Origin of the sequence: Thalassobacillus hwangdonensis (assembly GCF_042675915.1) — a bacterium.
Classification (GTDB): domain Bacteria; phylum Bacillota; class Bacilli; order Bacillales; family Halobacillaceae; genus Thalassobacillus_A; species Thalassobacillus_A hwangdonensis.
The window spans coordinates 770,904-796,462 of record NZ_JBHTKL010000001.1; the positions used below are offsets into that span (position 1 = coordinate 770,904).

At 41.8% G+C, this 25,559-nt stretch carries 31 protein-coding genes; 3 read left to right on the forward strand and 28 right to left on the reverse strand.

The window, feature by feature from the left end:
- Positions 1-29 precede the first annotated feature (29 nt).
- The gene (msrB, locus tag ACFQ2J_RS04025; RefSeq protein WP_386056805.1) at positions 30-602 is read right to left on the reverse strand and encodes a peptide-methionine (R)-S-oxide reductase MsrB; all 573 of its coding nucleotides are present in this window, start codon (positions 600-602) and stop codon (positions 30-32) included.
- Between the two features lie 134 nt (positions 603-736).
- On the opposite strand from msrB, the gene ACFQ2J_RS04030 reads away from it, so the two are divergent.
- Positions 737-1,018 carry a hypothetical protein gene (locus tag ACFQ2J_RS04030; protein WP_386056806.1) on the forward strand — a complete coding sequence of 94 codons (282 nt, stop codon included), beginning with the start codon at positions 737-739 and terminating at the stop codon, positions 1,016-1,018.
- Between the two features lie 62 nt (positions 1,019-1,080).
- On the opposite strand, the gene ACFQ2J_RS04035 is transcribed toward ACFQ2J_RS04030, so the two are convergent.
- The 3 genes from ACFQ2J_RS04035 to ACFQ2J_RS04045 are packed head-to-tail and all read right to left on the reverse strand — an operon-like array spanning position 1,081 to position 3,340.
- A complete protein-coding gene (locus tag ACFQ2J_RS04035) occupies positions 1,081-1,818 on the reverse strand; it encodes an amino acid ABC transporter ATP-binding protein (protein ID WP_386056808.1) in 738 nt (245 codons plus the stop codon).
- A gap of 12 nt (positions 1,819-1,830) precedes the next feature.
- Positions 1,831-2,538 (reverse strand): amino acid ABC transporter permease, encoded by a 708-nt coding sequence (locus tag ACFQ2J_RS04040; RefSeq protein WP_386056810.1) that lies wholly within the window; start codon positions 2,536-2,538, stop codon positions 1,831-1,833.
- Positions 2,522-3,340, reverse strand: coding sequence for an amino acid ABC transporter substrate-binding protein (locus tag ACFQ2J_RS04045; protein WP_386056812.1), 819 nt, complete (start codon positions 3,338-3,340; stop codon positions 2,522-2,524). Before ACFQ2J_RS04045 ends, ACFQ2J_RS04040 begins: the two co-directional genes overlap by 17 nt.
- 190 nt (positions 3,341-3,530) lie before the next feature.
- Here ACFQ2J_RS04045 and ACFQ2J_RS04050 point away from each other — a divergent pair, with 190 nt between their 5' ends.
- Entirely contained in the window at positions 3,531-3,761 is a 231-nt protein-coding gene (locus ACFQ2J_RS04050) for a hypothetical protein (RefSeq protein WP_386056814.1), read from the forward strand.
- Between the two features lie 90 nt (positions 3,762-3,851).
- Positions 3,852-4,100 (forward strand): DNA alkylation repair protein, encoded by a 249-nt coding sequence (locus tag ACFQ2J_RS04055; RefSeq protein WP_386056816.1) that lies wholly within the window; start codon positions 3,852-3,854, stop codon positions 4,098-4,100.
- 13 nt (positions 4,101-4,113) lie between these two features.
- Here ACFQ2J_RS04055 and ACFQ2J_RS04060 read toward each other — a convergent pair whose 3' ends face one another.
- The 24 genes from ACFQ2J_RS04060 to cspD form a co-directional block, all read right to left on the reverse strand.
- Positions 4,114-4,980, reverse strand: a complete 867-nt coding sequence (locus tag ACFQ2J_RS04060) for a CvfB family protein (protein WP_386056818.1) — start codon at positions 4,978-4,980, stop codon at positions 4,114-4,116.
- A gap of 69 nt (positions 4,981-5,049) precedes the next feature.
- The gene (locus ACFQ2J_RS04065; protein ID WP_386056820.1) at positions 5,050-5,769 is read right to left on the reverse strand and encodes an SGNH/GDSL hydrolase family protein; all 720 of its coding nucleotides are present in this window, start codon (positions 5,767-5,769) and stop codon (positions 5,050-5,052) included.
- An 89-nt stretch (positions 5,770-5,858) separates the two neighbouring features.
- Positions 5,859-5,951: a putative holin-like toxin gene (locus ACFQ2J_RS04070; protein ID WP_386056822.1), complete on the reverse strand. Its 93-nt coding sequence runs from the start codon at positions 5,949-5,951 to the stop codon at positions 5,859-5,861.
- 164 nt (positions 5,952-6,115) lie between these two features.
- On the reverse strand, positions 6,116-6,559 hold the full coding sequence (locus ACFQ2J_RS04075) for a hydrogenase maturation protease (protein ID WP_386056824.1): 444 nt from the start codon (positions 6,557-6,559) through the stop codon (positions 6,116-6,118).
- A complete protein-coding gene (locus tag ACFQ2J_RS04080; RefSeq protein WP_386056826.1) occupies positions 6,559-7,968 on the reverse strand; it encodes a nickel-dependent hydrogenase large subunit in 1,410 nt (469 codons plus the stop codon). The genes ACFQ2J_RS04075 and ACFQ2J_RS04080 overlap by 1 nt, the downstream gene beginning before the upstream one ends.
- The gene (locus ACFQ2J_RS04085; protein ID WP_386056828.1) at positions 7,961-8,872 is read right to left on the reverse strand and encodes a hydrogenase small subunit; all 912 of its coding nucleotides are present in this window, start codon (positions 8,870-8,872) and stop codon (positions 7,961-7,963) included. Before ACFQ2J_RS04085 ends, ACFQ2J_RS04080 begins: the two co-directional genes overlap by 8 nt.
- A complete protein-coding gene (locus ACFQ2J_RS04090) occupies positions 8,869-9,372 on the reverse strand; it encodes a cytochrome b5 (RefSeq protein ID WP_386056830.1) in 504 nt (167 codons plus the stop codon). Before ACFQ2J_RS04090 ends, ACFQ2J_RS04085 begins: the two co-directional genes overlap by 4 nt.
- Before the next feature lie 52 nt (positions 9,373-9,424).
- Entirely contained in the window at positions 9,425-9,700 is a 276-nt protein-coding gene (locus ACFQ2J_RS04095) for a hypothetical protein (RefSeq protein ID WP_386056831.1), read from the reverse strand.
- Positions 9,700-10,698, reverse strand: coding sequence for a hydrogenase expression/formation protein HypE (gene hypE / locus ACFQ2J_RS04100; RefSeq protein ID WP_386056833.1), 999 nt, complete (start codon positions 10,696-10,698; stop codon positions 9,700-9,702). Before hypE ends, ACFQ2J_RS04095 begins: the two co-directional genes overlap by 1 nt.
- An 11-nt stretch (positions 10,699-10,709) precedes the next feature.
- Positions 10,710-11,828 carry a hydrogenase formation protein HypD gene (gene hypD, locus ACFQ2J_RS04105; protein WP_386056835.1) on the reverse strand — a complete coding sequence of 373 codons (1,119 nt, stop codon included), beginning with the start codon at positions 11,826-11,828 and terminating at the stop codon, positions 10,710-10,712.
- Entirely contained in the window at positions 11,825-12,046 is a 222-nt protein-coding gene (locus ACFQ2J_RS04110; RefSeq protein ID WP_386056836.1) for a HypC/HybG/HupF family hydrogenase formation chaperone, read from the reverse strand. The genes hypD and ACFQ2J_RS04110 overlap by 4 nt, the downstream gene beginning before the upstream one ends.
- The gene (gene hypF, locus ACFQ2J_RS04115; protein ID WP_386056838.1) at positions 12,015-14,381 is read right to left on the reverse strand and encodes a carbamoyltransferase HypF; all 2,367 of its coding nucleotides are present in this window, start codon (positions 14,379-14,381) and stop codon (positions 12,015-12,017) included. Before hypF ends, ACFQ2J_RS04110 begins: the two co-directional genes overlap by 32 nt.
- Positions 14,324-15,007 (reverse strand): hydrogenase nickel incorporation protein HypB, encoded by a 684-nt coding sequence (hypB, locus tag ACFQ2J_RS04120; protein WP_386056840.1) that lies wholly within the window; start codon positions 15,005-15,007, stop codon positions 14,324-14,326. Before hypB ends, hypF begins: the two co-directional genes overlap by 58 nt.
- Positions 15,000-15,251, reverse strand: coding sequence for a hydrogenase/urease maturation nickel metallochaperone HypA (locus ACFQ2J_RS04125; protein ID WP_386056842.1), 252 nt, complete (start codon positions 15,249-15,251; stop codon positions 15,000-15,002). Before ACFQ2J_RS04125 ends, hypB begins: the two co-directional genes overlap by 8 nt.
- A 147-nt stretch (positions 15,252-15,398) precedes the next feature.
- The gene (locus ACFQ2J_RS04130; RefSeq protein ID WP_386056844.1) at positions 15,399-16,391 is read right to left on the reverse strand and encodes an LLM class flavin-dependent oxidoreductase; all 993 of its coding nucleotides are present in this window, start codon (positions 16,389-16,391) and stop codon (positions 15,399-15,401) included.
- 14 nt (positions 16,392-16,405) lie between these two features.
- A complete protein-coding gene (locus tag ACFQ2J_RS04135; protein WP_386056846.1) occupies positions 16,406-16,783 on the reverse strand; it encodes a PadR family transcriptional regulator in 378 nt (125 codons plus the stop codon).
- Positions 16,784-17,008: 225 nt separating this feature from the next.
- Positions 17,009-17,482 carry an 8-oxo-dGTP diphosphatase gene (locus tag ACFQ2J_RS04140; protein WP_386056848.1) on the reverse strand — a complete coding sequence of 158 codons (474 nt, stop codon included), beginning with the start codon at positions 17,480-17,482 and terminating at the stop codon, positions 17,009-17,011.
- 57 nt (positions 17,483-17,539) lie between these two features.
- Positions 17,540-19,525 (reverse strand): S9 family peptidase, encoded by a 1,986-nt coding sequence (locus ACFQ2J_RS04145; protein ID WP_386056850.1) that lies wholly within the window; start codon positions 19,523-19,525, stop codon positions 17,540-17,542.
- A 200-nt stretch (positions 19,526-19,725) separates the two neighbouring features.
- Positions 19,726-20,718, reverse strand: coding sequence for a zinc-binding dehydrogenase (locus ACFQ2J_RS04150; RefSeq protein ID WP_386056852.1), 993 nt, complete (start codon positions 20,716-20,718; stop codon positions 19,726-19,728).
- Positions 20,719-21,086: 368 nt separating this feature from the next.
- Positions 21,087-21,896 (reverse strand): LysM peptidoglycan-binding and 3D domain-containing protein, encoded by an 810-nt coding sequence (locus tag ACFQ2J_RS04155; RefSeq protein ID WP_386056854.1) that lies wholly within the window; start codon positions 21,894-21,896, stop codon positions 21,087-21,089.
- A gap of 248 nt (positions 21,897-22,144) precedes the next feature.
- The gene (locus ACFQ2J_RS04160; RefSeq protein ID WP_386056856.1) at positions 22,145-22,987 is read right to left on the reverse strand and encodes a DUF1206 domain-containing protein; all 843 of its coding nucleotides are present in this window, start codon (positions 22,985-22,987) and stop codon (positions 22,145-22,147) included.
- A gap of 108 nt (positions 22,988-23,095) precedes the next feature.
- A complete protein-coding gene (locus tag ACFQ2J_RS04165) occupies positions 23,096-24,712 on the reverse strand; it encodes an ABC-F family ATP-binding cassette domain-containing protein (RefSeq protein ID WP_386056857.1) in 1,617 nt (538 codons plus the stop codon).
- 137 nt (positions 24,713-24,849) lie between these two features.
- Entirely contained in the window at positions 24,850-25,053 is a 204-nt protein-coding gene (locus tag ACFQ2J_RS04170) for a cold-shock protein (RefSeq protein ID WP_386056859.1), read from the reverse strand.
- Positions 25,054-25,133: 80 nt separating this feature from the next.
- On the reverse strand, positions 25,134-25,334 hold the full coding sequence (gene cspD / locus ACFQ2J_RS04175; RefSeq protein WP_386056861.1) for a cold-shock protein CspD: 201 nt from the start codon (positions 25,332-25,334) through the stop codon (positions 25,134-25,136).
- Positions 25,335-25,559 lie beyond the last annotated feature (225 nt).

A 25,559-nucleotide genomic window follows, 5' to 3' on the forward strand; every position in this document is an offset into this window, starting at 1 on the left:
AAGACGTTGGACGATCCAACGTCTTTCATTTATTTTTGGAACAGGCTCACATATTCAGAATAGCCTCTTTTCTCCAACTCTTCTGCAGGGATGAACTCCATAGCAGCGGAATTCATGCAATATCGCAACCCTGTTGGTTCCGGACCATCGTTGAATACATGACCAAGGTGTGAATCGGCATCTTTACTTCTCACTTCTGTCCTCGTACCGAATATTCCACGGTCTTCTGTGGTATAAATATTTGCTTCCTCTAGTGGTTTGGTAAAGCTCGGCCAGCCTGTTCCAGATTTATATTTATCTTTCGAGCTGAATAAAGGCTCCCCAGAAATGACATCTACATAGATACCTTCCTGCTTGTTATCCCAGTACGCGTTGTTGAAAGCCTCTTCTGTGCCATCTTCCTGAGTTACTTTGAATTGAATGTCTGAGAGCATCTCTTTCAATTCACCGACCGAATAACTGACTTTCTCTCCACTTCGATTCGTAAAATCCACTGTTGTTCCGTTTGCAGCCTGGCCATTCAGTTTACTGCTTAAAAAAGGTACACTGATGACTCCCAAAATGACTACACCGATTAACGTAAACAGGATATACTTATTCATCCACTCACTCCTATTCAATGTTACTTGAGTGATTTTTTCTTACACCTTTATTGTAACAGGTGTGCGATGCTCGACAGAACGATATGCTCCCTAGTAGGATGAGAGTAGATACGTTAATGGATGGAGCTGACCTTATGAGCGAAGATAGAGAAAAGCAAGTGATCGAGCAATACCGCAGAGGCGAAAAGATGATGATTCTGATTTTTGCCCAGTGGTGTGTCAACAATGAGTTGAATGCTGTGGAATTGTATGAACATGCCTATCCTCAGCAGAAAGGAAATAAAGAACTTTTGGAAGCAATGGAATTGACCGTTCCTAAGAAGGAGTCTGAGGAAATTGCGAATGACACATTACTGGAGGCACTTTCTGTCTATGGGAATGAAGACCTTGCATTTGTCGTCACTCAATATATGTAAAAGCAAAACCAGTCATCTTGATCGCTCAAGATGACTGGTTTTGCTTTTTTTGCAGACACGTATCAATCTTTTATCAAGTTCAAGAATTGTGCAGTACGTTCATGCTTAGGATTGGAGAATATCTCCTCAGGATGTCCACGTTCAACAATATGGCCACCTTCCATGAACAGCACTTCATCAGCGACCTCTCTCGCAAATCCCATCTCATGGGTGACGACAACCATGGTCATCCCCTCATCAGCAAGTTCTTTCATGGCATTCAGCACTTCACCAATGAGTTCAGGATCAAGAGCGGAAGTCGGTTCATCGAACAGCATGACTTCAGGGTCCATCGCAAGGGCTCTGGCAATACCGACCCTTTGCTGCTGACCACCTGAGAGCTGAAATGGATAATAATCGATTTTATCTGCAAGACCGACTTTCTCCAACAGGCGTTTTGCTTGTTCATAGGCCTGCTTTTTGTTCATTTTCTTAACAATGACAGGTCCTTCCATGACATTTTCAATCGCTGTCTTATGCGGAAACAGATTGTAGGTTTGAAAGACCATCCCAGTTTGCTTCCGGAAAGCCTGGACTTGTTTTTTCGTTACTTTGTTTGAAAAATCAAGTGTCTGATCATTGATCTGCATGACTCCTTGATTTGGTGTCTCAAGTATGTTGAGACAGCGCAACAGCGTGGTCTTCCCTGATCCTGATGGGCCTACAACGACAATCACGTTCCCTTTTTCAACATCCAGATCGATTCCATCCAGGACTACCAAATCATCAAATTGTTTATGAAGATTATTTATTGTAAGCATTTCATACGCTCCTTACGTCTGTACATATCGGTTCAAATGTTTTTCAATGGCATCCTGGCCAAGTGATAGGACGAAACAGATGACCCAGTACAGGAGTGCTGCTTCCGTATAGAGCAGAAGCGGTTCATAGGTCGTCGCAACGATTTCCTGGGATTTACGGAACATTTCCGTCACCATGATTGTCGATGCGAGTGACGTGTTTTTGACTAGTCCGATAAATGAATTCGATAACGGCGGAATTGAAACTCTTGTCGCCTGTGGCAGGATAATTCTCCTCAACGCCTGACCATAGCTCATGCTGATGGAATGCGCAGCTTCCCATTGTCCTTTAGGAATCGACAGGATGGCAGCTCGGATGATTTCTGAAGCATATGCACCTGTGTTCAATGAAAATCCGATAATCGCTGCCGGGAAAGGATCGATTTCTATCCCGACGGATCCAAGACCAAAGAAAATGATATACAACTGGACCAATAAAGGCGTCCCGCGAATGATGGAGACATATACCCGTGCGATTCCTGCCAGGATTCTGCTGCCTGATAATCGGAACAGTGCCGTGATGACAGCTAGGATCAATCCGATTGTAAAAGCGATCAGTGTAAGTGGTATTGTACGTGTCAAAGCTCCTTTCAACAAAGGAAAAAAGGAGCTTTGAAAAATTTCAATATAGCGATCCATGCCAGGAACGGCAGTGAACAGGATACTACTTAGTTGATACATCTTCGCCAAACCATTTTTCAGAGATTTCTGCTAGCGTACCATCTTCTTTCATTTCTTTTAACGCACCACTTACAGCTTCAACAAGCTCTTCATTGCCTTTACGGAACATCATGGCACTTTCAGAAGCGTCATCTTCACGATCTACGATTTCAACTGGGGCATCTGGCTTCGTGTTAAGGAAATCCAGTACTGCAAGGCGGTCGTTGACGGTAGCTTCAACACGACCAGTAGAAATCAATTGGATGGATTCATTGAACCCTTCGACAGACTGTATTTCACCACCATATCCTTTGGCAATATCCGCATAGTTACTCGTCAAGGATTGAGCGACTGGCTGACCTTCAATATCTTCGAATGTCTGAATGTTTTCATTTCCTTTTTTCGCTACCAGTACTGCAGATGAAACAGTATAAGGCTCTGAAAAGTCATATTTCTCTTCACGGTCCGGACGGATACCTACCTGGTTCGCAATCATATCGAAACGATCGGAATTCAGACCGGCAAACATAGCGTCCCACTTTGTCTCATTGAATTCAATTTCAAGATCCAGACGTTTTCCGATTTCTTCAGCGACCTCTACATCATATCCTGTCAATTTCCCTTCGTCATTATGGAAGGTGAATGGCGGGTATGTGCCTTCTGTACCTACGACTAGCGTTCCTTCTTCTTTTATCTGTTCATATAGATTCTGATCGCCGGAAGTTTCTGTGTTATCACCGGAATCAGATTCTTCGTTTCCTCCGCATGCAACTAACAATGCTGCTGTGAAAGCAAGGGTCAAAAGTAAAAATGCTTTTTTCATTAAGTATTCCTCCTATGTTTAATTCCTACTAAGTTGATAAGAATTATTGTGAATGCATTTTTCATAATAAACGTTCCTATGTTTGTCTGTCAACAAAATAGTTTAATATAGAAAGTAGTTCGAAGAGGTGTCTCAAAAAAGCTGTTTTAATGCTATAATTAAAATACAGGTTTAAGAGGGGGAGGATGAAATGTATCCAATCTTAATTGGCATCATCATTCTGGTAAGTATTATTGCACTCATTGGAACACTTTATGTTGGAAAAGATGTAAATCAGACGATCAAAAAGTATGAACAAAATGGGGATAGCGGCAGCTCCCTGACTACTTATAAAGGGAAATCAAGTATAACAGTACTGTCTGTCATCTATTTGATCACGTTGATAGTAACCATTGCTTTAGTTGCTGTTTTCATATTCTGATGAGAGAAGCGCTCCTGACGAGGGGCGCTTTTGTTGTTTCGATGAATGAAAATAAGATCAGAAGTCATACTAAACATGGAGGTGTATCAAATGAAGCCATATTGCTGTCCGAACTGTAAAACAAACCGTTCAAGATTCAATTTGATCGAACAAAATGCATCCTCAGTGAAAATCGATCCGAAAAGCGGAGAGGTTCTGAATGTTTTTAATGAAGAAAATATTGATGCATTCCACATGCAGTATAAAGGCCCATCCTACAAAGTACAGTGTGCTTCCTGCGGATTGATCGAAGACGAACACACATTTATAAAATTCGCTGAACATAATAAAAAACAGTAAACCCGATACGGATTTACTGTTTTTTCTGTTTAAGGGATGTGATGCCATCCTTTTGCTCGATCTTACCTGCTTTCATCAGCATTCCCAAAGCTCGTTTGAATGCAGCTTTACTGATTGAGAAGGTGTTTCTAATTTCATCAGGGTCACTTTTATCATGAAATGCCATCTCTCCACCATTTCGTTCCAGATACTCCAGGATTGCATCTGCATCTTCACTCATACTATCCTGCTTCAAAGGACGAAGGGAAATGTTCACTGTCCCGTCTTCCTTTACATCAATGATTCTTCCATTTACCGTTTCCCCGAGTCTCGGTTCCTGTTTTCGCTCAGTCGGATGGATGAACCCTCGATGGCCCTCTTCCGTAAGTACGAAGCTTCCTGCTTTTGTTGTACCGTACACCCTTGCAACCGTTTCTTTGTGCAACAGTTCCTTTGGCGCTGCTTCGAGGTCCTCCATTACTTCACCTTCTTTGATCGGCTTTGCAAGCAGGCGTCCTTTTTTGTCTTCTTCAAGACTGACGAACAGCATGTCCCCAACTTGTGGCCATACTTTTTCCATATAAGGTAGGTCATCCTTTGATACAAGCATTTCCTTTTCAATTCCGATATCGACGAAAACACCGAGATTCTTCACAACTTCGGTTACTTCACCCCAGTCATAGGAATCCAGTGTGGCATCAGGAAGCGTCGATGTTGCTACGATTCCCCGCTTTTTATCGTTATATAGGAACACATCAATCTGCTCGTTGAGTTCAATGTTATCCGGAGCCTCTTCATCACTAAGGAAAACTTCGTGATCGTCATGCTTCAGTACGAACCCCTCAGCGATTTTCTTTTCGACCGTCATTTTCTGAATCGAGCCAAGCTTTAACTTCTTCAATTTCTATGCCAACTTTCTTTAAGTAATAGAGATAGTATACCTTATCAGCTCTTCAAATCATACCTGTTCTTACGGCAGCGTGTTCTTCATTGCTTTCCAAAATTCTTTGGCGACTGCTTCATATCCATCTGTTGTCAAATGCACGTCGATCGGAAGAAAGCGTTTGTGGTTATCCTCAATGGATTGATAAGTGGGGATGAAAAAAGCACCATTCGTCTCCGTGGTCATGCGGAGCGAATCATTGAATTTATGGAGGATAGGAAGGAAACGTGCTTTTGTTTCATTAGAAAAATTCAACGGATGCAATGCATTATAATAACCCATCACATACACATTTGCATCTGGGTTCCATTCGTCAATCACTTTCAACATACGGTCCATGTTGCTAATCGCTGCAATTGATGCACCAAGGGGATCGAAAGGAAGGTTGTTCTGAAGTTTTTTCAGTTCATTTAACAAATCATTTGCACCTGCATCAATCGTAATGTAATCCGCATGCTTGACTGCATCGATGGTAATCGGATTCGTTTGCAGATCTGAAAGCACATCATCACTTGTAGCACCACTTTTCGCCTGGTTCAAGTAATGGACGTCTATCCCCTCTTCAATAAAAAAGTCTCGGATATAGTGTGGGTATCCGTAGACGATGGATCGATCCGCTGTCAGCCCATAAGCAAGGGAGTCCCCTAGAGCCAGATAGTTTACTTCTTCTTTAGCAGCAAAAGTTGCAAGCGGCTGACACAAGATTAATAAGATAAGAACTTGAAACAGCAGTATTATCCTCTTCATCCGTACCCCTCCATCGTTTATTATGGAGATAGTTTGCGTAGAACGGACAATTTTAAAAATGCAAAAAAAGAAACACGCAGAGTGCGTGCTCAAGAGTTCTTGTCATGATCATGAAATTTCAGTACAGCGATAACGAACAATCCGAAGCTGATCATCAAGGACAATACTTCAAATGTCTCCACTGAATCGCCTCCCTTTATCCTTAGCGTCCCCAAATTGAAGGTTGTCCCATACTAGGTCCATTCTTCTAAATTGGTATGAATAAAAAGGATGACTTTGCTTTGATGATATTTGAATTCTGTTAGTCAACTGAAGAAAGTCTGAGCAACATTCAGCTGCTCAGACTTTAGATTGATTTTATGGTTGATTTAATATTTCGTTTAACTTTCTTGATGATCATTGGTAGAGAATCGTTCAATTCTTCGCTTAATCCCCAGTGAAAAGAAACCATAAAAGGTTCGATTCCTATCAATACCCCAGGACTCCCTTGGCATTTGAGCTGGTGAAAGAGGTGAATATTATGAGCCGAGATTCCTAAACTTCCCGGATTGATGTTTTTTAAGTCAACCATACTGACAGCACCATAATCACTTCCACTTTCTACTGCATCAATGACTATCAAATAATCCGTTTCTTCTATAACTTCCAGACAGTAGTCGACATCTGTTTCGCCGATGCTATAATTAACATCTAGAATTCGTTCCTTCATCAATTCCTCTACGATATAAATTCCAATTCCATCATCCTTCATTAATCTGTTCCCAATCCCAAGTATTGTAATCTTTTTCATTAAAACACCTGTATCGTTGTTGTATTTTTTCCATGTTGGTAAACATGTGTTGCACACGACATACAAGGGTCGAAAGAACGTAAAATTCTTCCCAATTCATTCGGTTGAGCTGGATTAAGAAGTTTTGTACCTATTACAGCTTGCTCTGCTGTACCCTTGAAGTTTCCATCTGAAGCGGAAAAATCCCATGCAGATGGGGTGATGATCTGATAAAACGAAATCATTCCGTTTTCGATTTTCAACCAATGGCCAAGTGTCCCTCGCGTCGTTTCCACCAGACCGTATCCTTCAGCCGAGTTTGGTAGTTCCCACTCTTTCTGTACCATATAATCCGGAACGATTTGTTCCAATAATGTTGAGATGATCTTTCCAATATCCCTAGCCTCAAGGCTTCTTGCTATTGTCCGATCCATTGCTGATATTCCATTTCGATACCTTCCACTTAACCACTGCCTTGCCAGAGGTCCTACTTCCATAGGTAATCCATCATATCGCGGAGCTTTCACCCAAGTGTAGGCATTTTCTTTTTCCATATCCGGTTCGGGCATCGTCTCGAATGGTTTATACGTACCTTTACCTTCATACCAGGCATAATTGATATTTTCTGTAATTAAGTCAGCATTGAAATCCAATGTTTCATTTGTCTTATCCAGATAAACAAGGGGTTTTGTATATAGCGTCCCTAATGCTTCATACCCATGAAAGGCACCACAGGACATAAGATTCCCTGGTCCCTTGCCCATTTCGAAATATTCGGGATAATACTGCGCAATTAAAAATGTATCGGGAATCATTACACCTTCTATGAATCCCCGTATCTTTTGTAAAATTGATTTCGCTTCGATCAACTTCATCGCATTGGCTGGAGTTGTGTATCCTCCTACATATACTCCGTGATTATGCGGAGCTTTTCCTCCGAATAAGGCCAGCATCTGATGGGCTAATCTGCTGTATGCAAGCGAATCAAAATAGTGGTTTACCATATCGGCATTTATGTGTTCAGGAAGTCTATAATCTCCGCTATCCGATGTGAACAATGGATGATCTTGAGGCATTTTAACAAAATCCGGCACAGCATATTGATAAAAATGACGAAGATGGTTCTGCAGGAACTCACATCCATGGATGATGTCCCGTAAATACTTCCCTTGCTCTTCGACTTGTACTTTCATCGCTGACTCCAAAGCAAGCGACGAACCGACAGAATGAGCGGTAGAACAAATGCCGCATATCCTTTGCGTAAGGTATATTGCATCAAATGGTTTGCGACCTTTCATCATTTGTTCGAATCCGCGGAACATCATGCCTTTTGTTTTTGCATCCGTAACTGAGTCTTCTTCTACAGTAACATCCAATTCTAAAAACCCGCTGATACGCGTCACTGGATTAATGATGATCTTTCTACCCATTCTCATCATCCCTTGTTGCTTCGTAAGAGGTGAACGGTTCCATTCGATCAGGAAATCCGAATTGCGCGCAACCAATGCAGGTACTTGCCCCAATCGGCCAGTTGACATGATCATTCCATTTACGCGTAGGACAATCTGTACGTGTAACTGGACCACGACACCCGATTTTGAAAAGACAGTATGGTTCACCAAGAGTCTTTGAAAAGATTCCTTGATCAAAGTAAGGACGTCTTGGGCACCGGTCGTGGATAAGTGTACTGTAGAATAATAACGGACGATTCATATCATCAAGTTTTGGCTGACCGAACATAAGCAGGTGGGCAAGTGTTCCAAGAAACCAATCCGGATTTACGGGACAGCCAGGTAGCTTGATGATCGTCCTGTTCAAAACCCTTTGGATTCCCACAGACTGTGATAGATTCGGCCGTGCAGCAGAAGGACCTCCATCCACAGCACATGCCCCGACAGCAATGACATGTTCCGCTTTTTTCCCAAGAAGTTCTACGATTTCCTGACCTGTTACAGGGCGATCTCCTACCTTACCGACAAGGTGATACATCCCCTTGTTTTTTAACGCTACAGCTCCTTCTACTGCCAAAATGAATTTCTCACCCGACTCCGCAAGATTAAAGAGCCGTTCGACTGCATTTTCTCCTTCAGCTGCCATCAGACTGTTGCTATAGAGAAGGTCTACCATCGATGTAATCGCATATTCGAAATCAGGATTGGAACCATTTAAAACAGAAATGATGTTACCCGAGCAGCCATTCAACTCCAAGTAGACCAATTTCTGTTTGGTCATTTGCCCCTCTTGGATCTGACGTTGCGCTTCTAAAGAAAGTCGTTCTGCGACTGATCGATTATCCGTTGGTTCTGGAGGCAAAATAGTCTTATCATTACTCAAGTAATCAACCTCCCAACAGGTGGTAATGTCTCAAGGATCCATTGCTGACCTGTATGACAGGAAGCGAATTCCTGTGAAAGGTCCTCTCCTGCAGTCAAACCGAAATGACTAGCAACGGACCAGGCGGCATTGTTCGTAACATCATAAATGATCTCATCGACCGCCACATAGGCGGGCTTACCATTCATTCCTGTAAATTCAGATAACTGTTCTCTTGTGATTTCTATTTGAGGAGTATTCGTTTGGTTTTGCTGCGTTATTGCTTCAGGTATAGAAGGTTGTGATGCTTGAAGAGTGGTAGGAGTACTCATGTGACTTTGAAAACATTCATTATATAATAATTGATTGATGAATTGCAGGTGAGAAAATTTATTCCACAACTGGTTAAGGGTAAGGTTTTTGGTTTCTTGATCATTTGTTGCATATAGCAGTCGGATCAAGTAGTTTATTTCAGAATAGGTAAGGTCCATTTGTCTGCGGTACATATCAATATTGGACATTCGTGATCACTCCCGGCGCATTATCCTCTAATGAACTTCACGATGTCCTAGCTCAACTCAACTTAGTTATTTGAATCCTGTCATTTCTTTGTGTTTCCTCCGTTATGATGTCCATTAGACTGCTTAGTTCTTCCATCAGTTCTTTAGCTGAAGCTTCAGCTCTATTTAAACTTTCAGAACTGTTTTTCAATCCCTTTTCATCAAGCAGCTCTTTCCAATGACCTATATAAATGCGGCTGTTATCAATCGTTGATTGTATGTGGCTCAATGCTAATGCAATCTCGTCAGTGTTGACACTATTTTTACAGATAAGAATCCCTCCATTCATTAACAAATTCTAGGCAAGGGTTCACCAGAAAGCATATCTAATATCCGTGTGCCGCCCGTTGATGTCTTCAGGAAGACACTCCCTTCTCCGTTAGATACATGACCGATAACAGAGGCATTTTCCTGTCCTGGAATTGCCTTGAGGAAATCGACAATTCTCTCTGATTCTTCTTCCGAGGCAATAAGTAAAACTTTTCCTTCATTTGCCATATAATAAGGTTCTAACCCCATCAACTCCAATGTTCCTCTGACTTCAGGCAATATCGGAATACTTTCTTCTTCAAGCCAAATATCAATTTCAGCGTGTTCAGCAATTTCTTTTAACGTGGTCGCAATTCCACCTCGGGTAGGATCCCGCATGAACCTGATCGTATGGAATTCAGTTAAAAGTTGATCAATGATTCCATTCAAAATCCTGCAGTCACTCGAAACGTTTGATGAAAGTGGCACATCCATCCGTTCTGCCAATACTGAAGTTGCATGCTCAGCGATCCCTCCATTAATAATTACTCGGTCACCTTGTTTAATATGTTGATAGGACAGTTTAATGTATTCATTACAGAAACCGATTCCGGTTGTATTCACATAGAGTTGATCACATTTCCCTTTCTCGACCACTTTCGTATCACCTGCTACGATTCTGACACCTGCTTCTTCCGCGGTTCTTGCCATTGACTGGACAATCTGCTTCAATGTATCCAGCTCCAACCCCTCTTCTAGAATGAATCCCACCGTAATAAATGCAGGCCGAGCTCCGCTTACTGCCAAGTCATTGATTGTACCAGTTACTGCAAGTTTTCCGATGTCTCCACCTGGAAAAAATAAAGGTCTGATTACAAAAGTATCTGTGGTTATTGCCATTCTGCCACCTTGTTGATCCAAAATTGCTGCATCCAGTTCTTTATCCAATTCGACATCGTTGAAAGATGCTTGAAAAACTTCCTTGATCAGTTGGTGTGTAGCTCTGCCGCCATCACCGTGTGACAATAGTACCTTCAATTTTCTCCCTCCTACAAACTAACTTTTTTATTGGCACGTTCGTAATTAAAATAGGTGGAGCATGTTCCCTCTGAAGATACCATGCACGGACCAAGAGGCCGATCGGGATTACATGCTTTCCCAAACAGTTTACAGTCAAATGGGGTTTCTTTACCTTTGACAATCTCCCCACATCGGCAACCTTTTACAACCCTTGATTTTGGCGTCTCACAAAGTATTCTTTTGCTTGCATCAAATTCTTCATAGGCAGAATTAATTTCCATTCCGCTAAACGGTAAACTTCCAAAGCCTCTCCATTTGGGCGAAGAAATTGTAAAAACTTCTTCAAGAATTGATTTTGCTTTTTCATTTCCTGCTTCTTTTACATTCCTAGTGTAATTGTTCTTTATCGTATAGTCTGATTGCTCCATTTCTTTCGTGAGCAGATAAGTGGACGTCAAAAGATCGATCGGCTCAAATCCACTGATTACTGCCGGTATTTGATGTTCTTCAAGAAGACGCCATCCTTCACGTCCGATTATGACAGAGACATGGCCAGGTAAAATGAATCCATCAATTTTATGATTGTCATCGTTAATCAAGGATTTGACTGCTGGTGGCGTCAATTTATGTGCAGCATATACAAAAAAATTCTTGACGCCTTCATCCTTTGCACGCATGATACTCAATGCAATACTTGGTGCTGTAGTTTCAAAGCCTACTCCGAGTAGGAGAACTTGTTTGTGTGGATGCTCTTGTGCAATCTGGAGTGCTTGAGATGCTGAATACACAACACGAATGTCGGCTCCTTCTGCACGCTCTTTGTAGAGGTTGGTACGTGTGCCCGGAACCTTCATCATATCTCCAAAGGTGGTGATGATGACATTTTCCTTCTTGGCATAAGCGATCATTTGATCGATGTCAGCCTGATCAGTGACACATACCGGGCACCCAGGACCACTGGTCAGGTCTATATATGGGGAAAGCAGGTCTCGGACCCCGGTTTTGGAAAAAGAAACGGTATGGGTGCCACATACTTCCATGAATCTGAACTTTCTTCCCAACGACTCACGTTTTTCTATAAAAAAAGGTTCAAACTTCCTGAATAATTGATTGAACAATGTTCCATCTCGATAAGCTAGTACGTTCACCCCTGCGTCAACTCCTTCCAATATCGTATAGACTGTATCGCTTCTTCCTCATTGATCAATTGAATGGCTTCTCCTGCATGGACAAGAACAAACTGTCCTGTTTCCACCTTTTCTAACAGCTCAATTCCAACCTGCAGTTGACTTCCTAAATAATCGACTTTAGCAGTGCGCCTTTGTTCATCAATTTCAATCACCTTTGCTGGCATGGATAGACACATTTTCTTTTGACCACCTCCATAAAGATGAAACAGCCTGGCCTAATGAGATGCCGCCATCACCCGTTGGCACTTTCTCGTGAGAAAATACGCTGAATCCTTCTTTTTCTAGAAGAGCTTTTGAGCATGAAAGCAAGTGACGATTGTTCCAAACCCCGCCACTGAAAACTACTGTATTCAAATTTGTCTGTTTATATGTTTCGATTACTCCTTTGAGAATCATCTCAGCCAAAGTCTGATGAAATTTTTTAATGATCGTATAAGACGATTGGAGGTGATCAATATCATCAAGAACCCCTTCAATCATACTTTCATATTTTATTACACCATCCTCTATATCGAAGGTGTAAGATGGGTGGGCAGTAGGATCAAAATCTGTCTCCTCCAATTTTTCACTCATGATCATTGCAGCTTCTCCGTCATAGGCACTTTCTGTACATAACTGTAGTATCGCAGAAATCCCATCGAACAATCGGCCTGCACTGCTGGCTGTAACCATAGTTGAAGACCCTCGTAGTTGTGACAGAACTAAAGGTATTTGATGTTCATATTGAGGGAAGAGCTTCGAGACTATCTTACCCGTTGCACCAATATCTTTTGTAAATCTGTGAATTAATGAAATAGCTATCATCCATGGATTTTTTATACTTGCCTCTCCACCAGGTAGGGCTATGGGCTGAAGATGAATATGGCGTTTGAAAGCAATGTAATCTCCAGTTAAAATTTCAAATCCCCAAAGATTACCGTCCTTCCCATAACCAGTGCCGTCCAGAATACAGGCGATTACAGGGGAAGTCAGCTGATGTTCTGCCATACATGCAGCCATATGGGCATGGTGATGATAGATCGGTTGGAAGTTCACATCTTTCCTGGCTTTCAATTGTTTTGAAATCATGTATTCAGGGTGTGGGTCAAAGCCAATTACATCAATCTTAGCATTCAATAATCCTGACAAGTGTTGAAGAGAACTGTGAAAAGCTTCAAGGGTTTCAAGATTTTCAATGTCTCCAATATGCTGACTCAATACAGCGTCCTTACCTGTTACTACACAGAAGGTATTCTTCATGTCACCACCAGCACCTAAGATGACCGGCACTTTATCTATATTGAGATCCTTTGGCAGGGGGATGGGGATGGTACTTGGTACATAACCCCTGGAACGCCTGATGATACGCAGCTTACCATCAGAAACATATGTTACGGAATCATCCGTCTGTGTGACAATTTCACGGTCATGTAAAAGGAACCCATCACTCAACCCCTTAAGCTGGTCAAGGGCTTCTTCATTGGTGCGCGAAATTGGAAGTCCGCTAAGGTTACCGCTAGTAGCAATCAGAAGATCAGGCCCATCTGCAAAAAGAAGATGATGAAGGGCTGTATATGGCAGCATAACACCGACTCTTTGCAAGCCGGGTGCAATGGAATGTAGTGGTAAGTGATTTATTGCATACGCATTAGGACGTAGAAGAACAATTGGGGCTATAGTAGATTTTAAGTGATGCCTTTCAGTTTCATTGATTTCAAAGTACCTTTCAACTGCATTAATGTCTCTTGCCATTAATGCGAATGGTTTTCTTGAACGCTTTTTTCTTTTTCTAAGCAATGTAATTGCTTCGCTTTTGGTAGCATCACATATCAAATGGAAGCCACCTATTCCTTTGACAGCAATAGTGCCATGATGTGCAATGATTTCATTACTCCACTTCAACCATTGCTTTTGAAGCTTGTTTCCTTTGCCGTCGACCGCTATTACGTTAGGTCCACATACAGGACATGCGATCGGCTGAGCATGAAACCTTCGATCCATGGGGTTTTTATATTCTTCATTACAAGCTTCACATAATTGATAAGCAGCCATTGAGGTTTTCTCTCTATCATAAGGGAGTGCACGAATGATAGAGTATCGTGGCCCGCAAAAGGTACAACTGGTGAGTGGGTAGCTATTGAAACGAGTGCTTCCTTTTATATCTGTCAAACACTCTTCACAGACTGCAAGATCAGCAGGGAATACCGTTTTCAATTTTCCATTACTCACACTTTCTTTGATGACAAAATCTGTATCTCCTATTTGCTCTATATATGTTTCATTTATACGATCGATCGAACCAGGTGGTTTTAATTTAGAGGGCAAGTCCATCGTAAATCCTTTAATATTATAGGGATCTCCTTCAATCTCGATGGTCACATTACCAGAACAATTAGAGACAAATCCATTCAATTTATGGGTTTTGGCCAATCTGAATACATAAGGACGGAACCCTACCCCCTGCACCACTCCTGTTACGTCCAGTCGAACCCTTTTATTTGAGTGTGTTCCACCCAATTTTCTGTCAGCCATTTTGTCCATCTCCCCATTCCTAGTCCATTGATGGAAGAAACTTCAAATACAGTAGCATCCGGATTGATCTGCTGGATATCTGATCTGAACCGTGACAGTTCAAAAGATACATATGGAAGTAAATCTATCTTGTTCAAGATAATTACATCAGCCTGTGCAAATACGTTGGGATACTTTTGTACTTTCTCAGACCCTTCTGTTGTACTCAAAATAACGATTTTTGCATGTTCACCCAAATCAAACTCTGCCGGGCATACTAGATTTCCCACATTTTCTACAACTAATAAATCCGTATCTTCCAATGAGAAATGAGTCAGGACCTCTTCAACCATTTTCGCATCCAAGTGGCAGGCACCATGGGTATTGATCTGCACTGCTTTGACATTCATGCTTGCGATACGTTCTGCATCAATAGTTGTCGCGATATCACCTTCAATTACCCCTATTTCCAAGTCGTCCTTCAATTGTCCGATCGTCTTTTCTAGAAATGTAGTTTTACCCGATCCAGGGCTGCTGATTAAATTGAGTGTATAGACGTTGTTTTCCTGGAACCTGCTTCTGTTTTTGTCGGCGTATTCCATATTGTGTTTAAGAACGTTATGACCCAATGTAATATGCTTATTCATCCTCTTCCTCCCCTTCAATATAATCGATATGAATTGATCTACCTTCAACTATTTCATAAGATAGAATTGCACTTTCACTCCTGCCTTGCTTCAAGGTTTCAAAGGCAAAAAGAAGAGCATCCGGCATAACCAGCATCTGCTTACCAATACTCAGTTTTATTTTTTCTACTTTTTCAACATGATTCTTAACTGCTTCTTCTTCAATTAGTTTGAGAACTTCAAACATTATGCTTACTTCATGCATCGCCCACCATCCTTCATAAACAACCTATCCCTATCTAAAGCTATGAAAATGAGGAAATCTTTATTACATATGGAAAAGAGAACAAAAAAAGCCAGCAAGCTGCTGACTTTAAAAAGTTGGTTCATTTGGATTTATAATATCTCCTAATTACAAGAGTGCTTCGGCTAGGAGTTCATATGATCTGATTTTAGCTTGAAAATCAAATATATTCGTGATGATTAAAAATTCATCCGTCCCATAATGATCTTTTAATCTTGTTAATTGTTCTTTCACTTCTTTAGGGTCGCCAATAATGGCTCGCCGACGGTTCATTTTCATTTTTTCTATTTCTTTAGGTGTGAATTTTTGGTTAAAAAGATCTTCATGAGAAAATACTCTAGTTTCCAAACCTTTTTCAACTTGCAATAACCATACATCCTGACTGAGGGCCAACTTTTCAGCCTGCTCCTTTGTTTCTGCACAAATCACAAAAATACATACATTCACTTTAGGTTCATCATTGTCAACTACAGGGTGGAATTGTTCCCTGTAGGCTGATATTGCACTTTTCCCATTGGTAGGATCGATGAAATGTCCGAATGTGAAGCCAGTTCCATTATTAGCAGCATGTCTTGCACCCCGCTCTGAAATACCTAATACCCATACATCCGGATTAGAGGTAGTCAGCGGTGTTGCTTTTACACCAAAATGGTCATGCCCCTTAGGGATGGTACCCTGTAAAAACTGCCTGAGCTCCTTCACTTGCCTAGGAAATGCACTCAACGTCTTTTTATATCCATCAGTCAAAGCTAATCGTGTTTTCTGTGAGCCTCCTGGAGATCTGCCAAGCCCGAGATCAATCCTGCCTGGAAACATCGCTTCAAGCATTTTGAAATTTTCAGCGACCTTCAAAGGACTGTATTGTGGCAATAACACACCACCGGAACCGATTCGGATGCGGCTCGTTTCTGTTGCCAATCTGGTCATAAGTATTTCCGGCGAACTGCTCGCAAGTCCATTCGTATTATGATGCTCTGCGATCCAGTATCTTGAATATCCCCATTCTTCCGCTTTTTTGGCAAGGGTGATTGTTTGATTGATGGCATCAGCTGACGTACTGCCAACCGATATCGGTGATTGGTCTAAGATGCTCAGTTTCATTTTTCTCATCCGTTCTAATAGATTTCTTTCATGATTTTATTCAGTATTTCCAGCTGTTCTTCAAATAAATACTTATATCTTTTCTTCAGAATGTCAAATTCTTCTTTTCCTTCATCCGTTAGCGAATACCAATATACTTTCTGGCGCTGTTTATCATAGGATTTATAGTCTTCCTTACGCTTCAGTAAGCCTTCTTCTGTCATCTGATGAAGGGTATCCAATAATGTGGATGGTGCAGGAATCCAGTTGGTTGTGAGTTTTTGAAACTCTTTTTTGAAATGCTCACTGATCATAGGCGGATGGACTTGTAAAAGATGCATGATATAAAATTTCGTAAATTGCGCCGCACTCATGTTCAGTGCGAACTTTTTAGGGTTGTTTTTATGCGACATACATTACTCCTCCTAATTCCAATGTTCATTAAATACTGGATTTCGACAAGAAATTGCTTTATTGTATATAAATGTACATACCCTTGAAAAATGTGTCTAAAAAGTTCCTATTTATCTATTTTCTCCTTGATCCCCTTGACTTCCTGCTTTAAAGGATTATTATGATGAATTTTACTGATGTTTTATGCAGGGTTCGGAGTTGCTACTATGTATGAAGTTGAATAATTATGTGTTGCTTACCTGAATTCTTCCTTCTCGGTTGTTTTCTTCATCCCACTCGACTTGAATTTCAAATGTTCCTTCTTTTAATAAATATGGTATTCGCCTTCTAAAGGATTCCTGCATCGGCAGCTCTTCCAGGCTTTCGATCGGATACCAGTCGACTTTCCCTTCTGGAGGATACTCAAGGATTTTGCCTTCGAAATCCTTCGTATAATAGTGAAAGATGATGAAACGATCCTTTTTCACTTCATTTACATATTCATATAAGCCTTTATATGTAAGGTTTCGAACCGTCAATCCTGTTTCTTCTTTCACTTCTCTTTTCGCTGAATCGACGAAGCTTTCTGGAAAATCCACCTTACCTCCCGGTGGCAGAAACCCCTTGAAGTTCCCATGCTGACGATCGAGCAGTAAAATCTTCCCTTCCTTTTCAATGATGCAGATCGTCCAGAATTTATAATTGATTGGTCCGCTCACCTTTCCCACCCTTCCTTTCATTAAAATAAGACCGGGATTATCCCCCGGCCTTACTTGTTAAAGTTTTTCTTCAAACCAGCGTGTAATATGATCGAGCCGTTCCAACCTTAAAGACGGCTTCCCGGATCTTGAGAGGTTATGATCTGCATCAGGTACACGCACGAACTGTGCTGTCTTCCCTTTCCGCTTCATTGCTATGAACAATTGTTCCGATTGTTCAATTGGGCAGCGATGATCATTTTCACTATGGATGATCAACAATGGTGTATTCATATCATCGACATATGCAATCGGAGAATGGCGCCACAACGTTTCAATATCATCCAGTTCTGCTTTGATCTGCCACTCACTGAAGTAATAGCCGATATCACTGACTCCGTAAAAACTGATCCAGTTCGAAATACAGCGCTGCGTCACTGCTGTTTTAAAGCGGCCTGTATGACCGATGATCCAGTTAGTCATAAAGCCTCCATAGCTTCCTCCGGTCAAACCTAAACGTTCTTCATCAATAAAGTCGTAGCATTCCAGAATATAATCGAGGCCATTCATGATATCCTGATAGTCCTTGCCTCCATAATCTCCTCGAACTGCATCGACAAATGCCTGATTATACCCTTGAGACCCTCTAGGGTTGATATAAGCAACCGCGTAACCATTCGCTGCAAGCAGCTGCATTTCATGCATGAAACCGTAGCCGTACATCATATGTGGACCACCATGGACTTGATAGACCAGAGGATATTTCTTTCCTTCTTCAAAATTAGCAGGCTTCATTATCCAGCCTTGGACATCCCAACTATCGACACTTTTGAAAACGAAACTTTCTGGAATGCTTAACTGTACTTCATCCAGCCAGTCTGCATGATACGTTGTAAGCTGTTCTGTTTCTCCTGTAGGTACGTTAAGCATATAAAGTTCTCCAGGAGATGTCGGAGTGGAAACTGTCGCTGCAATCGTTTGCGTCTCCTGATCCAGGTCGTATCCATAAATATAGTGATCTTCCTGCCATGCGGGATAGATTTCTCCATCCAGATTGGCGAAATAAAGGACGGTACTACCGCTTTGACTAGCGGTAAAATAGAGGCTTTCTTCATTCTGCCAGATTATGCCCGGCAGGCTTGCACCTTGTTGGACATCGGCAGACATGAAGTCCCCAATCGGTACTTCAAAGGCTTCAGTCAAATTATGTACAGCATCCGTCTCCATATCAAATAGGAGAATATCCGCATGCGTGGCATTCTCATACGTCCTGCCATGGAACGTGACAGCCAGTTTCTGTCCATTCGGGGACCAGGATGCACCGCTTATGTAACCAGGTTCCGTATGCAGCTGAATACGCTCATTTTGGTCAAGTTGATGGAGGAATAACTCAGAGTTAAAGGAAAAGTCCTTATCCTCCGCCTCATCTCCGGCATAGATAAGTGCATTTCCATCCGGGGACCATGCGAATAAATGGTAACTATGCCCGCTGTCTGTCAACGGTACAAACGTTCTGTTATGTAAATCGAATAATGCAATCCTGCTATCCTGATCATTCAATAATCCACTGCCATCTGCTTTATATTTCATTCGGTCAATGACAACGGAAGAAGGTTCATCCTTTTTATCTTCTTTTTTTTCAGTTGTTGAATCGAATCCCTCATCCGGCTTCAAGGACGCCTGAACCGCCAGTTTTTTTCCATCCGGGGACCAAATAAAGTTCGTGATCCCATTCGGCAAGTCGGTTACTTTTTCAGCCTCTCCACCACTGACGGGCAACAGATAAAGTTGAGCAGAATCACTTCTAGTAGATATGAAAGCAATTGACTCCCCGTCAGGAGACCATTTCGGACAGAAATTCTTATCCTTTCCGAACGTCCATTGTTTCATTGCTCGGCTGTTTTTATCATAATGAAAGAGATTGGAAAAATAGTTGTCAGCTTCTTTGTCCATCTCCGTAATCACAGTCAACATGCCCTTTCCATCCGGTGACCAAACTGGGTTCGTAATGGATCTTATTTCAAACAGATCTTCCTTTGTAATCGTACGTTTGTCTTTACTCATAGCTGTTCCTCCTTTTGGCTGTTTCCTAACATTCGATAAATCAGGACATATTCCTTCCAAATATATGGATTTTTTCATAAATTTCGTTAAAATGTATACTTTTCCTCATCTTGATAAGCATATAGACCCACATATTATGATGGATGACCTACCTAAAAAAGGACCGCAGAAGCGCTGGCTCCTACGGTCGATAAGGCTCTCTATTCAATTGTGAAGCCGATTTTGCCGAAGTTTTTCGTTTTCTGGATGTATTCGAATGCCTCTTTAAATTGTTCTAAAGAAAATACTTGATCCAGTTGAGGTTTGATTTCATGTTCACTTACGAATGCAAGCATCTCCCGGAATTCTTCTGCACTGCCCATCGTCGAGCCAAGCAGATTATACTGTCCATAGAAGAATTGTCGGATATTGAAGGTCACTTCATCTTCAGTCGTAGAACCAAATGTCACAATCGTGCCACCTTTACGGATGATGTTCATTGATTTCTCGAATGTTGCATTGCCGATGCTTTCAACAAGCAGGTCTACGCTTTCTGATTTCAGTTCTTCATTCCAATCCGCATTGGTCGATACTGTAACATCCGCCCCAAGTGCTTTTGCTGCTTCGAGCTTTTCCTGGCTGCGGGAAGTTACAATCACTCGCGCGCCGACAGCTTTAGCGAATAAAAGTGCAAAAGTCAGCACGCCGCTTCCGATTCCTGGAAGCATGACGGTCATGCCTTCTGATAACTTTCCTCTAGTGAAAAGTACACGATACGCTGTCAATGCAGCAAGAGGAAGTACACCAGCTTCTTCCCACGACAAATGCTTCGGCTTCGGTTCAATATTCGCTGCAGGAACTGTAATGAATTCCGCGAATGTCCCATGGTCTGGTAACCCAACGATTTCAAACCCCTCAGGTGGTGCATCGCTATTGTTCTCCCAGCCTAGTCCAGGATTGATGACAACTTCATCCCCTATGTTTATTCCATCTACATCCGACCCTAGATCTTCTACTACTCCTGCACCGTCGGATCCTGGAATTAGTGGTGGCTGATCAGTTTTATGACGGACCGTCACCATCAAATCCCGTCGGTTCATGCCTGCTGCTTTCAACTTCACTAATACGTGCCCCTGTGGAACTTCAGGTCTCTCGTAATCTCGTAAAGCTAAACCTTCCAATCCTTCCACTTTTTCATGAATGATCGCTTTCATAAAGTCCCCTCCTTATGATTGTATCCTTATTCAAACATACCGAATTCTCGCTTAAAACACAAAGAATTGAATGGCTTCAATAGTTGAGAAAAAGATTCTGTCAATGCTAAATCAGTGGAAAGGGCGGCTGGGAAACTACTCGCTTTCCTGTGGGGGAGCTGGCGAGCCTCCTCGGTCGTTTTACTCCCTGTGGGGTCTCGCCTAGCCCCTTCTCCCACGGGAGTCGAGTAGTTTCCCAGCCACCTTATGTATCTTTTCACGCAAATAAAACATTACCAAGTTAGAATGACTATAGAATTAAAAAAGCTGCCGGGAAATTCCCGGCAGCCTTACTGCCTTAAAATGAATGGCAGTTTCGTACGAATCTATTAGTCTAGAACTTTTACGTTTACTGTTTTCACACCCCAGTTAAGTGCATCGGACTTGTTAGGGATGAAGACATCGATTTTGTTTCCTTGGATTGCTGATCCAATGTCACCAGCTACTGCATATCCGTAGCCTTCTACATATACTTCAGAACCTAGTGGGATGACATCCGGATCGACAGCGATCACTTTTTTATCAGGGTTTGCTTTCAGGTCGATTCCAGTGTAAGTCGTACCTGAGCAACCTGTGCAATTTGCTGTATATGCTGTAGCGATCATGTTCATTTCCTTAGCAACATCGTCCTGACCTGAATCAGAAGATGTCGTTGCGGCTGTAGTCACTGCTTCACCTTGTTCTTTGCTTTCAGACTTTTCGGTGGAAGCTTCTGCCTTCGCTGTTGTTTCTTTTTCAGCAGACGCCTGTGCTTGTCCGTTTCCACTTACTGCGAAAGTGTCGCCAGGGAAGATGGTAGTAGAAGAAAGATTATTCCAAGCCATCAACTGATCGACAGTCACACCATACTCTTGGGAAATTCCCCAAAGCGTATCACCGGATTTGACGGTGTATTTAGAGCTTTGGTTTGCTTCTGCATTATTCGTTGCTGATACAGTTAGTTTATCGTTTGGATATATTAGATTGGAATCTAAATTGTTCCATTGTTTAAGTTGATTTACTGTTACGCCATTATCCTGTGAAATTCCCCAAAGAGTATCCCCTTTGTTCACCACATAATCGTCCGCAGCATGAGCCTGAGCCGCAAGTCCACCAGAGATAGTTGCTACAGCAGCAAATGATAGTAATTGTTTCTTCATACAAGAAGACCTCCTTGGTTTGTTTTCATTATTTTTACCACGTTTCCTAATTTATCACATAGAGGAAATATGTTAAGAACAAAGCGTTAACATTAACATTTCAGTATTAACAACAATATGACGATAGAATTACAAACTGGTATATATTACTCATAACAATGGAATTTAAATCAAAAAACCCCTGAATTGGTAGATTCAGGGGTCAAAATAATACAAATTTCAATATATTTTTTATTATTGATATAAAATTAAAACATCATATGTTTGTTTTTTCCGGTCAGTACTTGATAGATACCATATAAGATTAGTCCTGCAGCAACAATGATCAGCAACACTTTTCCGTAAGGCTGTTGTGCAATCTCACCCAATGCGGCATCCACACCTGTCGCATTACTGCTTGAAGCAGTCATTGCCATTTGTATGAAAAAGTATCCGATAATCGAAAATACGATTCCTCTTGCAAAAAGACCCAACTTACCTGAAATACGGACCATCTTCTTTTCCTTCATACTCATTCCACCAGTTTTAAACCGTTCCATGTAGGTTCCCTGCTTTGCCCGGTAGAGCTGATAGATACCGTATCCGATGATCCCAAGGCCTACTGCGCCGATTACAAACTGTCCAAAAGGCTGTTGAAGTACTTTGGCAATCATTGTCTGTTTCTGTCCGCCGCCTGAACTTCCGGCATGCATTGCAATCGTCACTGCTTTGTAGGCGATTCCTATATGGATGACGAAACTGATAAGAAATCCTGCGCGTTTACCGAGTCCTTTTTTGCCGGTTCCATTGTTCTCAGGGTCGATCAGCGCCTGAATCAATTTCCATATTGCATAGAAGCTTAATCCTGCCGCTACAATGTACAGCATGATTTCACCAAGCGGCATTGCAGCTACAGATGCAAATGCTCCGCTCGATCCCGTCACTTTCCCGCCGATTCCCGCGGCAGCCATAAAGGATAACGCTCCAATCAGGATGTACATCACCCCTTTGGTTATATATCCGGCGCGCGCCATTTTTTTGATGCCGCCTTTCAATTCATGACTTGTAGCTTTACTGGACGATGGTGCCCACTTATTTACAACATCACTCAATGTCTTCCACTCCTTTAGTGTTATGTTCTTGCATTTCCCTTATAAGAAGTGACAAAAACCTTCCATACGAAAAAAAGCCGCCCATTTTAAAGGGCGGCTTCTGAGTACTTATTTTAAAGCTTGCAGTTGTTTTTGCACTTTTGGATCTTCCAAATATTCATCATACGTCATTTCTGCATCCACGATTCCATTCGGAGTGAGTTCGATGATGCGATTCGCAATCGTCTGGATGAACTGATGGTCATGCGATGCGAACAGGATCGAGCCTTTGAAACGGATTAGACCATTGTTCAATGCAGTGATCGACTCCAAATCAAGGTGGTTCGTCGGTTCATCGAGAATCAATACGTTCGCTTCACTCAGCATCATTTTAGAAAGCATACAACGAACTTTCTCACCACCGGATAACACACTCGCTTTTTTCAAAGCTTCTTCTCCGGAGAAAAGCATTCTTCCCAGGAATCCGCGAAGGAACGTTTCTGTTTCATCCTCCGGTGAATACTGACGCAGCCATTCGACAAGCGTCTTGTCAGAGCCTTCGAAGAATTCGGAGTTATCTTTCGGGAAATAGCTCTGGGATGTAGTGACGCCCCACTTGTATTCACCTTCGTCCGGTTCGATTTCACCAGTCAGAATTCGGAATAGCGTCGTTTTGGCAATTTCATTGTCACCGACGAATGCTACCTTATCATCTTTATTCAATGTGAAAGAAACATTATCCAAAACTTTCTCGCCTTCAATGGTTTTAGAAAGACCCTTGACCGTCAGTAAGTCGTTTCCGATCTCACGCCCCGGCTTGAACGCAATGTAAGGATAACGTCTTGACGATGGCTGGATATCATCAAGCGTGATCTTATCCAACAGTTTCTTCCTTGAAGTCGCTTGTCGTGATTTAGAGGCGTTCGCACTGAATCGCGCTACGAATTCCTTCAAATCTTTGATTTTTTCTTCTTTTTTCTTGTTCTGTTCTTCTGCCATACGCTGGGCAAGCTGGCTGGATTCATACCAGAAATCATAGTTTCCTACATAAATCTGAAGCTTTCCAAAATCCAGGTCGGCAATATGCGTACACACATTGTTCAGGAAGTGACGGTCATGAGATACGACAATCACTGTATTTTCGAAGTTGATAAGGAATTCTTCCAGCCACTGGATCGCTTTGATGTCCAAGTGGTTGGTAGGCTCATCCAAAAGCAATACGTCAGGATTTCCGAACAACGCCTGCGCAAGCAATACTTTCACTTTTTCAGAACCGGTCAGATCCTTGACATGTTTGTAGTGCAAATCTTCGCCGATACCAAGACCTTTCAATAGACGGGCAGCTTCACCTTCCGCTTCCCATCCATTCATTTCTGCGAACTCCCCTTCAAGTTCCGCAGCTTTGATACCATCTTCATCACTGAAATCAGGCTTCATGTAGATGGCATCTTTCTCCTGCATGACTTCATAAAGACGCGTATGTCCCATGATTACCGTCTGCAATACTTCATATTCATCGTATTCGAAATGGTTCTGCTTCAAAACAGCGAGACGCTGTCCCGGTTTCATCGATACTTCTCCTACCTGAGGTTCGATTTCACCGCTGAGGATTTTCAGGAAAGTGGATTTACCAGCACCGTTCGCACCGATCAGCCCGTAACAGTTACCGGGCGTGAATTTTATATTAACGTCTTCAAAAAGCTTCTGGTCGCCATAGCGAAGACCAACATTATGCACATTAATCATCTAAAGTCCTCCATTTAAAAATGTTTATCAGAAAGATTATATCATTGATCGAACTGTAACGATATATATTGCGCCCATTTTATAGCAGGGTGCATACAAAAAGACCACACCATGACTTGAGGTGTGATCCTTAGGGGTTACTTATGATAAATGCTGTTATTGTCTACTACTTGCAGGACCTTCGTGGAGGATGTCATGTCACTGCCACATACTGGACAGCTTGGAGTTTCCTCGATCTTGAAATTATCTCTCATCCAGCAGTTACAATCTTCAGACTGACAGACCCATATTTTCGTCTCTTCTTTGACAATCTCTTCCTGGTTCTTTTTTCCGAATGCCATTCTCAAAGATACCTCCTCTGGAATTGAACTTATGTAAAAGAGACTGACTTACATGAAGCCAGTCTCTCTTTCATAATTAATTATAGCTTAACTACATTTGCAGCTTGTGGTCCACGGTTACCTTCAGTGATTTCGAATTCAACCGCTTGGCCTTCTTCAAGAGTCTTGAAGCCATCGCCCTGGATCGCACTGAAATGTACGAATACGTCGTCTTCGCCTTGTACTTCGATGAAACCGAAGCCTTTTTCTGCGTTAAACCATTTTACTGTACCATTTTTCATTTGTTGGTCCTCCAATGTTTCTAAAAAATTAATATGTGTTACTTAAAAAGTAAAAAATCACATATTATAAAAAGTATCATAATGAATCGATGATCACTCTTTATAATAGGTGATTCCTTTTCATGTGCAGAATACTTATTTATAACAAAGATATTCGAGCCCTTGATGAGCTTAATCTAAGATTACTATGCAGTTGCCTAAAAGTCAAGTGAACGCCCTTACCAC

What these genes read in the sequence shown, in the direction of transcription:
- msrB (WP_386056805.1), bottom strand. Translation starts at nt 602, where the DNA reads ATGAATAAGTATATCCTGTTTACGTTAATCGGTGTAGTCATTTTGGGA.
- ACFQ2J_RS04030 (WP_386056806.1), top strand. Translation starts at nt 737, where the DNA reads ATGAGCGAAGATAGAGAAAAGCAAGTGATCGAGCAATACCGCAGAGGC.
- ACFQ2J_RS04035 (WP_386056808.1), bottom strand. Translation starts at nt 1,818, where the DNA reads ATGCTTACAATAAATAATCTTCATAAACAATTTGATGATTTGGTAGTC.
- ACFQ2J_RS04040 (WP_386056810.1), bottom strand. Translation starts at nt 2,538, where the DNA reads ATGTATCAACTAAGTAGTATCCTGTTCACTGCCGTTCCTGGCATGGAT.
- ACFQ2J_RS04045 (WP_386056812.1), bottom strand. Translation starts at nt 3,340, where the DNA reads ATGAAAAAAGCATTTTTACTTTTGACCCTTGCTTTCACAGCAGCATTG.
- ACFQ2J_RS04050 (WP_386056814.1), top strand. Translation starts at nt 3,531, where the DNA reads ATGTATCCAATCTTAATTGGCATCATCATTCTGGTAAGTATTATTGCA.
- ACFQ2J_RS04055 (WP_386056816.1), top strand. Translation starts at nt 3,852, where the DNA reads ATGAAGCCATATTGCTGTCCGAACTGTAAAACAAACCGTTCAAGATTC.
- ACFQ2J_RS04065 (WP_386056820.1), bottom strand. Translation starts at nt 5,769, where the DNA reads ATGAAGAGGATAATACTGCTGTTTCAAGTTCTTATCTTATTAATCTTG.
- ACFQ2J_RS04075 (WP_386056824.1), bottom strand. Translation starts at nt 6,559, where the DNA reads ATGAAAAAGATTACAATACTTGGGATTGGGAACAGATTAATGAAGGAT.
- ACFQ2J_RS04080 (WP_386056826.1), bottom strand. Translation starts at nt 7,968, where the DNA reads ATGGGTAGAAAGATCATCATTAATCCAGTGACGCGTATCAGCGGGTTT.
- ACFQ2J_RS04090 (WP_386056830.1), bottom strand. Translation starts at nt 9,372, where the DNA reads ATGTCCAATATTGATATGTACCGCAGACAAATGGACCTTACCTATTCT.
- ACFQ2J_RS04095 (WP_386056831.1), bottom strand. Translation starts at nt 9,700, where the DNA reads ATGAATGGAGGGATTCTTATCTGTAAAAATAGTGTCAACACTGACGAG.
- ACFQ2J_RS04110 (WP_386056836.1), bottom strand. Translation starts at nt 12,046, where the DNA reads ATGTGTCTATCCATGCCAGCAAAGGTGATTGAAATTGATGAACAAAGG.
- hypF (WP_386056838.1), bottom strand. Translation starts at nt 14,381, where the DNA reads ATGGCTGACAGAAAATTGGGTGGAACACACTCAAATAAAAGGGTTCGA.
- hypB (WP_386056840.1), bottom strand. Translation starts at nt 15,007, where the DNA reads ATGAATAAGCATATTACATTGGGTCATAACGTTCTTAAACACAATATG.
- ACFQ2J_RS04125 (WP_386056842.1), bottom strand. Translation starts at nt 15,251, where the DNA reads ATGCATGAAGTAAGCATAATGTTTGAAGTTCTCAAACTAATTGAAGAA.
- ACFQ2J_RS04130 (WP_386056844.1), bottom strand. Translation starts at nt 16,391, where the DNA reads ATGAAACTGAGCATCTTAGACCAATCACCGATATCGGTTGGCAGTACG.
- ACFQ2J_RS04135 (WP_386056846.1), bottom strand. Translation starts at nt 16,783, where the DNA reads ATGTCGCATAAAAACAACCCTAAAAAGTTCGCACTGAACATGAGTGCG.
- ACFQ2J_RS04145 (WP_386056850.1), bottom strand. Translation starts at nt 19,525, where the DNA reads ATGAGTAAAGACAAACGTACGATTACAAAGGAAGATCTGTTTGAAATA.
- ACFQ2J_RS04150 (WP_386056852.1), bottom strand. Translation starts at nt 20,718, where the DNA reads ATGAAAGCGATCATTCATGAAAAAGTGGAAGGATTGGAAGGTTTAGCT.
- ACFQ2J_RS04155 (WP_386056854.1), bottom strand. Translation starts at nt 21,896, where the DNA reads ATGAAGAAACAATTACTATCATTTGCTGCTGTAGCAACTATCTCTGGT.
- ACFQ2J_RS04165 (WP_386056857.1), bottom strand. Translation starts at nt 24,712, where the DNA reads ATGATTAATGTGCATAATGTTGGTCTTCGCTATGGCGACCAGAAGCTT.
- ACFQ2J_RS04170 (WP_386056859.1), bottom strand. Translation starts at nt 25,053, where the DNA reads ATGGCATTCGGAAAAAAGAACCAGGAAGAGATTGTCAAAGAAGAGACG.
- cspD (WP_386056861.1), bottom strand. Translation starts at nt 25,334, where the DNA reads ATGAAAAATGGTACAGTAAAATGGTTTAACGCAGAAAAAGGCTTCGGT.